Origin of the sequence: Flavobacterium sp. LM4 (assembly GCF_002017935.1) — a bacterium.
GTDB lineage: Bacteria > Bacteroidota > Bacteroidia > Flavobacteriales > Flavobacteriaceae > Flavobacterium > Flavobacterium chungangense.
This window is the reverse complement of sequence record NZ_MUFW01000002.1, coordinates 664173-677806: the sequence shown is the minus strand read 5'-3', so window position 1 is coordinate 677806 and position 13634 is coordinate 664173. Positions and strand designations below refer to the sequence as shown.

Annotated in this window: 9 protein-coding genes; all 9 read left to right on the top strand. The window is 30.5% G+C overall.

Annotated features, from left to right (window positions below; genetic code table 11):
• Positions 1-1799: 1799 nt before the first annotated feature.
• The gene (locus BXU10_RS16740) at positions 1800-2213 is read left to right on the top strand and encodes a response regulator (RefSeq protein ID WP_031453294.1); all 414 of its coding nucleotides are present in this window, start codon (positions 1800-1802) and stop codon (positions 2211-2213) included.
• Between the two features lie 9 nt (positions 2214-2222).
• Entirely contained in the window at positions 2223-2762 is a 540-nt protein-coding gene (locus tag BXU10_RS16735) for a heme NO-binding domain-containing protein (RefSeq protein WP_078228637.1), read from the top strand.
• 5 nt (positions 2763-2767) lie between these two features.
• Positions 2768-4687, top strand: a complete 1920-nt coding sequence (locus BXU10_RS16730) for a PAS domain S-box protein (RefSeq protein WP_078228635.1) — start codon at positions 2768-2770, stop codon at positions 4685-4687.
• Between the two features lie 4 nt (positions 4688-4691).
• Positions 4692-5825 (top strand): FIST signal transduction protein, encoded by a 1134-nt coding sequence (locus BXU10_RS16725; RefSeq protein ID WP_078228633.1) that lies wholly within the window; start codon positions 4692-4694, stop codon positions 5823-5825.
• The gene (locus BXU10_RS16720) at positions 5825-6880 is read left to right on the top strand and encodes an ATP-binding protein (protein WP_078228631.1); all 1056 of its coding nucleotides are present in this window, start codon (positions 5825-5827) and stop codon (positions 6878-6880) included. The genes BXU10_RS16725 and BXU10_RS16720 overlap by 1 nt, the downstream gene beginning before the upstream one ends.
• Before the next feature lie 737 nt (positions 6881-7617).
• A complete protein-coding gene (locus tag BXU10_RS16715; protein ID WP_078228629.1) occupies positions 7618-9702 on the top strand; it encodes an LruC domain-containing protein in 2085 nt (694 codons plus the stop codon).
• Between the two features lie 329 nt (positions 9703-10031).
• Positions 10032-10349, top strand: coding sequence for a histidine kinase (locus tag BXU10_RS16710; protein WP_078228627.1), 318 nt, complete (start codon positions 10032-10034; stop codon positions 10347-10349).
• 957 nt (positions 10350-11306) lie between these two features.
• A complete protein-coding gene (locus BXU10_RS16700; RefSeq protein WP_078228623.1) occupies positions 11307-12650 on the top strand; it encodes a UDP-glucose/GDP-mannose dehydrogenase family protein in 1344 nt (447 codons plus the stop codon).
• Between the two features lie 7 nt (positions 12651-12657).
• Complete coding sequence (locus BXU10_RS16695; RefSeq protein WP_078228621.1) at positions 12658-13596, top strand: UDP-glucuronic acid decarboxylase family protein; 939 nt, start codon at positions 12658-12660, stop codon at positions 13594-13596.
• Positions 13597-13634 lie beyond the last annotated feature (38 nt).

The following is a 13634-nucleotide window of genomic DNA, read 5'->3' as shown; positions in this document are numbered from 1 at the left end:
TAACTAAAATTGTTTTGGATAATAATTTTATCGTTGGGGGACAATGTAATTATTACATTACAAATGTCGATTACTTTTTAGGCTTTTCTTTAACTATTAGATGATTAGCTTTTTGCTGTAGACCAATTGCGTTTGAAAATCGTTAAAAAGCATAATAGCGTATTTGTTTATTTTACAAGTGATCTAGTTTTTGTTAAAATCGAGTATGAGATTTCATTTTGTAAAAACAATAAAAAAGCTCCTTGTGGCGAGGAGCTTTTAAATTAGATTAAAATTGTTTTTGGATGATAATTTTATCGTTGGGGGGCAATGTAATTATTACATTACAAATGTCGATTACTTTTCAGGCTTTTCTTTAACTATTAGATGATTAGCTTTTTGCTGTAGACCAATGGCTTTTGAAAATCGTTAACAAGCATAATAGCGTATTGGTTTATTTTACAAGTGATCTAGTTTTTGTTAAAATCGAGTATGAGGTTTCATTTTGTAAAAACAATAAAAAAGCTCCCTGGGGCGAGGAGCTTTTAAATTAACTAAAATTGTTTTGGATAATAATTTTATCGTTGGGGGACAATGTAATTATTACATTACAAATGTCGATTACTTTTTAGGCTTTTCTTTAACTATTAGATGATTAGCTTTTTGCTGTAGACCAATTGCTTTTGAAAATCGTTAAAAAGCATAATAGCGTATTTGTTTATTTTACAAGTGATCTAATTTCTGTTAAAATCGAGTATGAGGTTTCATTTTGTAAAAACAATAAAAAAGCTCCTTGTGGGAGGAGCTTTTAAATTAGATTAAAATTGTTTTTGGATGATAATTTTATCGTTGGGGGGCAATGTAATTATTACATTACAAATGTCGATTACTTTTTAGGCTTTTCTTTAACTATTAGATGATTAGCTTTTTGCTGTAGACCAATGGCTTTTGAAAATCGTTAAAAAGCATAATAGCGTATTTGTTTATTTTACAAGTGATCTAATTTCTGTTAAAATCGAGTATGAGCTTTCATTTTGTAAAAACAATAAAAAAGCTCCTTGTGGCAAGGAGCTTTTAAATTAGATTAAAATTGTTTTTGGATGATAATTTTATCGTTGGGGGGCAATGTAATTATTACATTACAAATGTCGATTACTTTTCAGGCTTTTCTTTAATTATTAGATGATTAGCTTTTTGCTGTAGACCAATGGCTTTTGAAAATCGTTAACAAGCATAATAGCGTATTGGTTTAGTTTTCAAGTGATCTAATTTCTGTTAAAATCGAGTATGAGGTTTCATTTTGTAAAAACAATAAAAAAGCTCCTTGTGGTGAGGAGCTTTTAAATTAGATTAAAATTGTTTTTGGATGATAATTTTATCGTTGGGGGCAATACAATTATTAGATCACAAATCTAGGTTACTTTTTTGTTTTTCATTTTAACTATTAGACGACTAACAGTTTACTGTAGATCAACGAACTTTTTAAATCGTTAGTAAGTACAATCTAGTGTTTGTTTTGCAGGTTAACTATTTCTATTAAAATGGATTAAAAGTGGAAGATTTGGTAAACGGATAAAATAATCTTGGAATACTTGTGTAGCTTGGTATCAATGCAGTCATGTCATTTCTTTTTAAGCAGTATTTAGTATTATTTTTTTTAAAAGTATAATCTTATATATAGAAATAAAAAACATTTTTTTATTTCTATTTAACGATAAATTCATACCATTCGACTACAGTTTTGTACAATTTACCGAAATATATACAAAGTAATATAAAGCTATAATTAATTTTGAATACTAATTTTATACAAAAACTACATGTCAAAGCCATTAAATATATTATTAATAGAAGACGATGCTATTGAGATTATGAAATTTAATAGAGTTTTAGCAAACTTTGAGCAAGTTCATAAAATAATAGAAGCAAATAACGGCGAAGAAGCACTTACGATACTTAAAGATAAGGTAATTATTCCTGATATAATTGTATTGGATCTTAACATGCCCAAAATAAATGGAATAGAATTTTTAGGCATTCTTAAAGCTGATGATGTTTTAAAATACATACCTGCTATAGTATTAACCACTTCTAACAACCATAAAGATGTTTTAGAGTTTTACAGAATAGGTATAGCTGGATATATGCTTAAACCATTAAAATACGAGGAATATGTAGATAAAATAAAAAAAATGATTGAATACTGGAGTATAAACGAGTTAATATCTCAATAAAATAGCGTCATGTACGGAATAATTTATAAGGCTTTTGAGCAATACGTGATAGATACTTTCGATGTAGAAACATGGAATATTACTATTTCTAAAAGTTTAGTCTCTATGAATACTAAAACCATAGATCAGCCTTATAATGATGCTATTACTTTTGAAATAGCAAAACAATTATCAAAAAGCACCAATTTAGCTATCGATAAAATCCTTTTTCAATTAGGAGAGTACGTTGTAAAGATAACTCGTGAGAAATATCTGTTAATTATAGAGTCAAGAGATAATAACTTAAGAGATTATTTACTAAATTTACCTAGCTTTCATAACCGGATGTTGTTAATATACCCAAAACTAACTCCTCCTGAATTTAAAGTAACTCTTGTAAATGATACTATTTTAATGTTGCATTATTACACAAGTACGCCCGGAATGAAAGAGTATATACGAGGGTATCTTAACGGACTAGTAAAAGCATTTGAAAACAGTGTAGTAATTGAGCATGTTGTATCTAAGGACTTATATAAATTTGAGGATGTGTTTAAAATAAGCTGGTAATATGTATGGATTCAATTAATTTTACTCATGAGAGCTTTAATGAAGTCTTCCCTTTTTACATTTTGTTTGATCAGCAAATGAGTATTTATTCTTATGGAAAAAGCTTGAAAAAAGTTTTACCTTCCATACAACAACAAACCAAAGTTTCTGATTATTTCGCATCTAAAAGACCTTTTATGGAAAAGATAGATGCACAAACAGTAGCTGAAAACTTAAATCAACTAGTAATTTTAGAATGCATAGCAGGTAATAAATCTGTTATTAGAGGACAGTTTATTATTGTAAATAATTATTTTTTATTTATCGGTTCACCTTGGTTAACATCTGTTGAAGAGGTAAAAAAAAATAATCTGACCTTATCTGACTTCGCTAATTATGACCCACAGCTTGATTTACTGCAGATACTAAAAAATCAGGAAATAAAAAATCAAGAACTTAATGAATTACTTCAAATTAATAACCGTCAAAGAGAAGAGATTAATAGGGATCGGGAGGAGTTAAACCGGCTTTCATTAGTCGCAAGCGCTAACAAAAATGCTATAGTTTTTACTGATGCTGATGCAAAAATATTTTGGTGCAATGATGCGTATCACAAAATAACAGGGTTTACAAAGGAAGATATTCTTGGAAAATCGCCCATTGACGTAGGCAGGACTGTTAGTACAGATAAAGAGGCTATAAATAAAATGGTTGATCTTTTTTTAACTAGGGAATCATTTGATGTAGAAATTACCCATGGTCGTAAAGATGGATCTTATTTTTGGACTCGAACAAAAGGACAGCCTGTTTATGATAAAAACGGTGAATTATTGCAGTATTTTGCTGTAATTGAAGATATTACTGATGAGAAAAAGAATGAGGAACAATTAATTCTATTATCACTAATTGCAGAAAAAAATATAAATGCTGTTATAATTTGCGACAAAGAAGGAAAAATAGAATGGGTTAATTCAAGTTTTACAGCTATGTCCGGATATGATGCAGAAGAACTGATAGGTTTAAAACCAGGTAAGTTACTGCAAGGTGAAGAAAGTACTCCAGAAACAATAACTTATTTAAGCGAACAAATAAAAAAAGGAGTACCTTTTAGCTGTGAAATTATTAATTATTCAAAAACAGGAAAAAAATATTGGGTAAAAATTCAAGGTCAGGCTTTGTACAATAAATGGGGGGAAATCTCACGTTTTTTTGCTATAGAAGAAGATATCACAAAACGAAAAATACTTGAGCAGCAAAAGGAACATCTTTTAGCCAGTTTGGAGAAAAGTAATAATGATCTTGAAGAATATGCCCAAATTGTATCTCACGATCTTAAATCACCATTAAGAAGTATTAACTCTTTAATTTATTGGATAAAAGAGGACAATCAAGCTAAATTAGGAGAACAATCGATGCAGTACCTTAATTTGATAGAAGGTAAAATTGAAAAGATGGATCGGCTCATACAAGGAATATTAACATACTCAAAAATAAGTAATGAAAATGCTGAAGTTTTTCAACTTGTTAACACTTTAGAAGTTGTAGAAAATATTGTAAACACAATTGATATTCCTGGCAATGTACTCATACAAATATCAGATAAAATGCCTGTCATTAATGCAGACAAGTTCAGAATACATCAGCTTTTTCAAAATTTAATAGGAAATGCGGTCGTTTATAGTGACAAACCTGAGGGTATAATTGAAGTAAATGCAGAAGAACATGAATCACATTATATTTTTTCGGTTAAAGACAATGGCCCAGGTATTGCTGAAGAGCATTTTGAAAAAATTTTTAAAACATTTCAATCGCTTACAAATAGTGAAAAATCTACAGGGTTGGGCTTGTCAATAGTAAAAAAAATAGTTAATTATTACAAAGGTAAAATTTGGATAGAAAGTGAGTTAGGTTATGGTACCGTATTTTATATACAGCTAAATAAATAAAATTATGAAAATAGTACAAGCTTTTAAAAAAGATAACATTTCTTGGAATTATCTTACCGATAAAATTACCCTAAAGAATCCATTAGTACTGGTATTTGCAAATCGATTGCTACTTGAAGATGACCTTTTTTTAAAAGATATTAAAAGAGAATTCCCTTATGAGCATATAGTTTACGGCTCTACGGCTGGTGAAATTGCTAACATAAATGTGCTCGATGATTCCGCCACAGTAACAGCTATAGAATTTGAAAGAAGTAGTTTTGTGATTAAAACCGGTAATATTTTAGATTATAATAAAGACGGTGTTGCTCTCGGGAAAAGTTTATACTCAAGTATGCCAAAAGATAACTTAAAACATCTTTTTGTACTATCTGAGGGAAGTTTTATTAACGGGAGTTCTTTAATAAATGGACTGGAAGAAGCTATTGATTCAAATATATCCATAACAGGCGGTATGTGCGGTGATGACGCAAAATTTGAAAAGACCCTTGCGTCTTATAATGAAAATCCAAAAGAAGGAGAAGTTATATTAATTGGATTTTATGGAGAAACACTAGAAATTAGTTTTGCCAGTTATGGAGGATGGCAGCCATTTGGTCCAGAAAGAATAATTACACGTTCTGAGGCAAATGTTTTGTATGAGATAGATGGACAACCCGCATTAGAACTATATAAAAAATATTTAGGGGAAAAGGCCAGTGAACTTCCGCAAGCCTCCCTTTTATACCCGCTAAATGTTACACCTCCCGGAAAAGAAGATGCTCTGGTAAGGACAATACTTAATATTGACAATGACAGTCAATCCATGATCCTTGCGGGAGATGTGCCGCTTAACTCAAAGGTACAGCTCATGATGGCATCAGTAGATGGTATCGCTGAAGGAGCAAGTTTAGCAGCTCAGTACGCTATGAAAAACAGGGTTGCAAAACCAAGTTTGGCAATTCTTATCAGTTGTGTAGGGCGAAAACTTGTAATGGATCAACGTGTTGAAGAAGAAATTGAAGAAGTAAAATCAATTTTAGATAGTGAAACAGTTTTAACAGGTTTTTATTCTTATGGAGAAATGGCACCGTTTTTTGCAAGTACGAGATGTCAATTACATAATCAGACAATGACTTTAACACTTCTTAGCGAATAATGAACCTAAACTCCTTATTAAAAAGACAAATAACAAAACACCTGGGAGGTGCTATTCCTGATGGATTTGAGAGCTTCTTAAATGCAGTAAACAACTCATATATAAATTTTGATGAGCAAATTGCATTGCTTCAAAGAGCAATGAAATTTAGTTCAGACGAATTGTTTGAAGCCAATGAAAGATTGAGGGAAGAAGCACGTAATCTAAAAGAAGTCAATAATAATCTTGAATTTATTTTGAGTTCAATGAATCTCGATATAAATAATTATTCGTCTGAATCTGAAAAGGTTAGTGCAACGGAATACATAAAGCTACAATCTGAGGAAATAATTAAAATTAACGAGCAACGTGAAAAACTCCTCAAAAACCTTGAATTACAAAATCAAGAACTAAATGACTATGCACATGCAGTATCTCATGATTTAAAAGCCCCTTTAAGAAGTATAAATACACTTATAGAATGGTTTATTACTGATAATAAGGACAAACTAAGTAGTGATAATTTAGATTCATTAAATCTTATTTTGCTTAATGTGGAAAAAATGGATTTGTTAATAAAAGGAATTTTAGACTACTCATCGATTGATAAACTGCAATCCGAAAATAGAGTTGTTGACTTTAATGTACTTTTAGATGAAATTATTAGAACAACTTTACTACCTGTTAATTATGAAATAAAACGACATAATGAACTACCGAAGATATACGGTAATTACTACAGATTTAAACAGCTTTTTGAAAATTTAATTAATAATAGCATTAAATATAACGATAAAGAGACTGGAATTATAGAAATCGGATACAACATAAATAAAGATAACTTACCCGAGTTTTACGTAAAGGATAATGGTATAGGAATAGATAAAGCTTATGTCGATAAAATTTTCAACATATTTACAAAGCTGGATAGTTCGGGTAATTCATCAGGAATAGGACTTTCTATAGTAAAAAAAATCATCCAGTATTATAATGGAGAAATTTGGGTAGAAAGTGTTTTTGGTGATGGGGCTACATTTTTTTTTACACTTAATATTAATGAACCAGCCCAAACTTAACCATTTGTAATATTTTGAATGTGAAAACAAGAACTAATAAAAATGTTAAACGGCATTTATGAAATTAGTTGCAACTTTAATGTTTTGTGAATAAAAAGAGTTAAAAAGGATAAGTTAATTTGCCAAAAAAGATACATTTCAGTATGAAAAAGGGATAATGTTTTAGGCAAAATTAAATTCGATTTTCAACAAAATTTATTTGAAATCAGACTCACAGAACTTATCAATCCTTGATAGCTAATGGTAAAATTAGCACAAGAGATTTCTTAGGACAAGATGAAGGTTGAACCAAAATTTATATTCTAATTAAAGAAGACTTTTCTTTAAAGATGTGGGTGGAGATGTTCGTAATTTACTATTAGTGGGAATTGTATAGAATTTAAAGCTCAGATTTAGCCAAAATTAAAGGCAAATTGTTTTGGCTACAATTAGGGTTCAAATTTATTACTAAAAACAGAACCAATATTTTAATCGAGATATAAAAAATGGTTTTTAAGGTTTTACTGTATAATATTTATAAATCAGGTATTTATACGTGCTCTTTTTTTGCTATTTAAGTTGTAATTTTAATATTTGATTGGTGAATTTAGTGATTTCATAGTTGTTTAAAGTTTTTTTTATTTTAAAAAGTAATACTTTAAATACTACTTTCCAATAGTAAAACTTCACAATTAATAACAGTCATATTTTTCAATACTTTAATTCGTATTATATTTTATTCTTAAAAAGTAAAAATCATGAAAAATTTCAGCCTCTTAATTAAAAATGCAAGAAAGAATAATTATTCATTAATAATGAAATTATTAATAATAGCTGTTTTTTTGCTAAGTTCATGCAGTAAAGATCCCGCTGAACCTCCCACAGATCCAGATGATGTTGCAATTGATAATTTAAAAGCTTCTCCAACATTTGACTGGAAAAACACTAAAGAGGCCAAAGTAACCATTCGAACAAAGGATAATGAAGGAAATGCTGTTCCAAATGTTAAAGTTTGTGTTTGGACTAATTTTGAGGAAGAAAATGGTAAAGAAATTATCAATGGTGTAACCAATTTACAAGGGGAATTTGTGGTAGATTATACTTTCGAAGCAGATATGGCAGATGTTGTTTTAAAAACTGACTTTATCGGTTTTGTTCCAGAAACAAAAGTGCCAATAGAAAATGGCGTGGTTAATTTTACTTTTGGGGGCACAAGAAATACCCAAAAAAAACAAAAAACCAGCAGTAAAACCTATTATTCAAAACAAGAAACAGGACTTTACAGTAAAACGAATGCTAATGTGAAAATTAACTACATAGGCACTTATAAAACTAATGGAGTGCCAAATTATTTGATGGCTAAACCTGATGTAATAAATAAAGATTTTTTGACTGACGTAAACAATGCTTTGCCTGAAAATATGCCAGTTCCCACATATCATCCAGAATATCTTTTAGGGAATAGCCAGCATAATTTAGTAATTTTAGACAAAGCTGAAGTTTGGATTACCTTTGTATCCGAAGGTGCTGGATATAAAAATGTATTGGCATACTATACTTATGACAGAGATTTTCCACCTAAAACCGCGGCAGATATTAAAGAATGTTTTGTGATTTTTCCAAATGCCTCATTTGCTGGTTCAGGAGGTGGATTGTATTCTGGGGATAAAGTTTCTTTGGGTGTTTTCGAAAAAAATACAGTAATAGGCTGGATGTTGATGCGAAATGGTTGGAATGATACAACGAGACTATCAACAGAAGGTTTGGGTTTGTTGTACTCTAATTTAGAGTTAAATCCAGAGACAGATATCAAACATCGTCAACATACTGTCATGCTTTATGATGAAAAAAGAAGTCTGTTCTTACTTGGATTTGAAGATTTAATTCGCCCAGGCGGAGACAATGACTTCAATGACGCTGTTTTCTATGCCAGTGCAAATCCAATTAAAAACGTTGAAATAACGGACGTTCAAAAATTAAATGCTGAACGAATAGATACCGATAAAGACGGTATAATAGATAGTTCAGATGATTATCCAAATGATCCGAAATTAGCGTTTAATAACTTTTACCCAAGCAGCAGCATATTTGGAACACTTGCTTTTGAAGATTTATGGCCATCAAAAGGGGATTATGATTTTAATGATTTAGTGATTGATTATAATTTTAATAGAATTACAAATGCCCAAAATAAGGTAGTTAGTTTGAAAGGAAAATTTACAGTAAGAGCTATTGGAGCAAGTTTTCAAAATGGTTTTGGTTTCTCAATTTCTGGAGTAACTCCATCACAAGTTGCATCCGTAACTGGAACAAAATATACAGAAGGATACATAAAAACAAACGGTAATGGAACAGAAGCCGGTCAAAAAAATGCTACCATAATTGTTTTCGATAATGCATGGAAACACGGTTCTGGTAACACTAACTCCAGTCAGCCATTTGTTGCCTCAGAGCCTATTGAAGTTACCATAGATTTGGTTAATCCTATTGATGCTAGTACCTTCGGAATGGCTCCTTACAACCCATTCATCATAGTAAATAAAGAAAGAGGTAAAGAAGTGCATTTGGCAAATTACGCACCAACTGATTTAGCAGACCGATCCTACTTTGGAACTTCTTTTGATAACTCTCAGTCAGGAATAGGAAAATATTACAAAACAAAAGATAACTTACCTTGGGCTATTGATTTTCCAAATCGTTTTGAATATCCAATTGAAAAAGCAAAAATCGATGTATCTCACTTAAAATTTATAAATTGGGTTTTAAGCAATGGCGTAGACTATAAAAACTGGTATAAAAACGAATCTGGATATAGAAATAGTTCCAATATTTATAACAAATAGCAGGGATTAGATACATAATCCGAAGGTTTGCATCTGGTGGAATACTTCCTTTATTGTAGTAGCAAAACAAATTCCTTAAGTAATTAATGAGTTTCTGGAGTGTTCTTGCAAACTTGTTTACGAACCATATGTTCAGATAATTTTGATTAGATTCAAAAGAATAACAGGTCAAAAAAGGAATGATCGAAAAATAGCAATAATAAAATTAATTTTCGCTTTTAATTGCTTTTTATATGTCTTTTTGAGTTTGTCTATAGTACTCTCTTTCATCTGAAAGTAGGTGATAATTATGTATAACATTTATTTATTTTTCAACAAAAATATCAAGTATGGAACAACCGAATTTCACTTATATTTCGCAGCTTTCTGGAGGCGATAAAGTTTTTGAAGAAAAGATATTTAAAGTTTTAAAAATGGAGTTTCCAGACGAGAGGGAGACCTATCTAAATAATATTGCTAAAACTAACTTTGATTTAGCGGCACATAACGTACATAAAATTAAACATAAAATTAGTCTGTTAGGACTTGTAAAAAGTTATGAATTGGCATCAGAGCATGAGATAAACTTAGGCGAAGGAAATGCTGTACTACATGATAATTTTAATGAGATATTAAATACTATGACCCACTTTTTTGATAAAATCTAAAGCATAAACAAACAGTAGGCTATTAAAACAGCTGCATTGTTTACTTTGAGAATTTTATTGGTCTCAGATATAGTTTAAAACGATGTACTTTAGTGCTTTAGCTTCTAAAAAAATAGTCACAAATTGCACAAATTTTCACAAATTAATTAGTGCTAATTTATGGTAAATAAATAGGTACTGCAACCTTGCAGACTTTTAGTCTGCCAACCAAATCTATGGACTTTCAGTCCATGATGGTTTAGTTTTTTGATCGAATTTTCACTCTTTTTTTCTTATAAAAACAGATATCATTGGCCTAGCTAAGAAAAGATGTTTAAAAATGCGATTTTTTCTTATTCTCTTTCTTTTTAATTCAGTTTCAAGTTCATGAAATCTTTCCTGATTAAGGCTAATTCCTAATCTTAATGGGACTTCGACAAAAAGCTTTATATTCCAATTTTTATACAAGCCATTTATAAAGCAAGAGTAATGTTTCAAAAGTTCTTTCTGCAATTATATTATTTCTTTTATTTAAAACTTAATTTAAATCAGATTCTGCATTAGCTTCGTTACGAAGTCTTATGCAGAATCTGGGTTTAACTACTTTACTTACAATAAAACTCCTTACTAAAAACAATATATAGTTAAGAAAATTGATTCATGACTTAAAAAAGGCAATAAGGCTCAAAATTATTTCACTAATTGTAATTTTTATTAATAAAATAAATATCATAATTTTATTACAACACACCTGATCTAGAAAAATAATGATTGTAAATAAAAAAGCTGTATATTATTGGTAATGATGGATTAAATTGAATAATGTAATATTTTTTTTATTATATTTGAGTTAAGAAGAATTAAAATTTTCTCTAATGTGTCTATCTCAATAGAAACTAGAAGTTTCATTTTTCTTAGTACAATTCAAATGCAAATATTGGTTTTGAACATTTAAATAAACTATAAAATTTAAATATTATGAAAATTGTAATTGTTGGGAGTGGCTATGTTGGTCTTGTAACAGGGGCTTGTTTTTCTGAGGTTGGTATTGATGTTACCTGTGTTGATATAGACCATAACAAAATAGACAACCTTAATAAAGGTTTTATACCTATTTACGAACCTGGCTTAGAAGATATGATTGTCAGGAACATGAAAAAGGGGAGACTGGGTTTTACAACTAATTTAGCAGAATCTTTGCAAGATGCAGAAATTTTATTTATTTCTGTGGGTACACCTCCAGATGAGGATGGTAGTGCAGATTTAAAATATGTTCTTGCCGTTGCCAGAGAATGTGGAAAACATATTAAGGATTACTTATTAGTGGTTACAAAAAGTACTGTACCTGTAGGTACTTCTGCAAAAGTTAAACAAGCATTACAAGAAGAGTTAGATAAAAGAAATGTTACTATAGAGTTTGATGTAGCATCAAATCCGGAGTTTTTAAAAGAAGGAGCAGCGATTGACGATTTCTTAAAACCCGATAGAATTGTTGTTGGAATAGAAAGTGAAAGAGCCGAAGATTTGTTGAAGAGTTTATACAAGCCATTTACCCTCAATGGTCATCCAGTAATTTTTATGGACATTGTTTCTGCCGAAATGACAAAATATGCTGCAAATTCAATGCTTGCCACAAAAATTAGTTTTATTAATGACATTGCAAATCTCTGTGAAATTGTTGGTGCAGATATAAATAAAGTAAGAAAGGGAATTGGATCAGATTCGCGTATAGGACATAAATTTTTATATGCAGGAATTGGATATGGAGGTTCTTGTTTTCCAAAAGATGTTCAGGCATTAATAAAAACGGCAAGCGAATATAATTATGATTTACGAGTATTAAAAGCCGTTGAAGAGGTTAATAAAGACCAAAAATTAGTACTTTTTAATAAAATAATGAATTATTTTAAAGGAGATATTAAAGGTAAAACTATTGCATTATGGGGACTTTCTTTTAAACCACAAACTGATGATATGCGTGAGGCTCCTTCATTGAGCATAGTAAAAAAAGTTTTGGAAGCAGGAGCAATAGTAAAAGCATACGATCCAATTGCAATTAATGAAGCTAAACATCACTTTGGGAACAGCATTTTTTATTGTGAAGATCAATACGAAACGTTAATTGATGCAGATTGTTTGGCTATACTTACTGAATGGCCGGAATTTAAGTTTCCTAATCTTAAAATTGTTCACAAATTACTTAATACGTCTGTGATTTTTGATGGACGTAATATATATGATAGAGAGGAAATGAGAGAAAATGGTTTCGATTATTTCTGTATTGGTATAAATACGGCAAAAGATGTTATAAAATTAAAATAGTAAGGCTATGTCTCGAAAAAAAATTCTTATAACTGGCGGTGCTGGTTTTGTTGGATCTCATTTATGTGATCGATTATTAAACGAGGGAAACGAAGTGTATTGTTTAGATAATTTTTTTACTGGACAAAAACAAAACGTAGTGCATTTATTAGATAATCCTTATTTTGAATTAATCCGTCATGATGTTACGGCACCTTTCTTTATAGAAACGGATGAGATTTATAATTTAGCTTGTCCGGCCTCCCCGATACACTATCAGTACAACGCTATTAAAACAATGAAAACATCGGTAATGGGAGCTATTAATATGCTGGGACTCGCCAAACGAGTTAATGCTAAAATACTGCAAGCATCTACCAGCGAAGTGTACGGTGATCCATTAGTTCACCCACAGCCGGAATCCTATTGGGGGCATGTAAATCCTATAGGAGAGCGATCCTGTTATGATGAAGGAAAACGTTCTGCAGAAACCTTGTTTTTAAACTATCACAAGCAGAATAACGTTAAAATTAAAATCATCAGGATATTCAATACATACGGCCCGCGAATGCATCCAAACGATGGAAGGGTAGTTTCGAATTTTATTGTTCAGGCCTTGCAAAATCAAGATATAACAGTTTATGGACAAGGCAATCAAACACGAAGTTTTCAGTATGTTGACGACTTAGTCGAAGGTATGATAAGGCTAATGAACTCTAAAGATAGTTTTACAGGTCCCGTAAATGTTGGAAATCCAAATGAGTTTACAATTCTTGAATTAGCTGAAAAAATTATACAACTAACAGATTCTAAATCAAAAATTATTTACAAGCCTTTGCCTTCAGACGATCCCATGCAGAGACAGCCGGATATTTCTTTAGCCAAAAAAGAACTCGACTGGTCACCCAAGATAAATTTGGACGAGGGATTGATAAAAACTATAGATTATTTTAAATCAATTATTTGAGTCATACCAGACAGGTGAAATAGTTTAAAAATACTTAA

Bases quoted from the DNA above. Each gene is read 5' to 3' on its own strand.
- BXU10_RS16740 (WP_031453294.1), top strand. From the start codon at position 1,800: ATGTCAAAGCCATTAAATATATTATTAATAGAAGACGATGCTATTGAG.
- BXU10_RS16735 (WP_078228637.1), top strand. From the start codon at position 2,223: ATGTACGGAATAATTTATAAGGCTTTTGAGCAATACGTGATAGATACT.
- BXU10_RS16730 (WP_078228635.1), top strand. From the start codon at position 2,768: ATGGATTCAATTAATTTTACTCATGAGAGCTTTAATGAAGTCTTCCCT.
- BXU10_RS16725 (WP_078228633.1), top strand. From the start codon at position 4,692: ATGAAAATAGTACAAGCTTTTAAAAAAGATAACATTTCTTGGAATTAT.
- BXU10_RS16720 (WP_078228631.1), top strand. From the start codon at position 5,825: ATGAACCTAAACTCCTTATTAAAAAGACAAATAACAAAACACCTGGGA.
- BXU10_RS16715 (WP_078228629.1), top strand. From the start codon at position 7,618: ATGAAAAATTTCAGCCTCTTAATTAAAAATGCAAGAAAGAATAATTAT.
- BXU10_RS16710 (WP_078228627.1), top strand. From the start codon at position 10,032: ATGGAACAACCGAATTTCACTTATATTTCGCAGCTTTCTGGAGGCGAT.
- BXU10_RS16700 (WP_078228623.1), top strand. From the start codon at position 11,307: ATGAAAATTGTAATTGTTGGGAGTGGCTATGTTGGTCTTGTAACAGGG.
- BXU10_RS16695 (WP_078228621.1), top strand. From the start codon at position 12,658: ATGTCTCGAAAAAAAATTCTTATAACTGGCGGTGCTGGTTTTGTTGGA.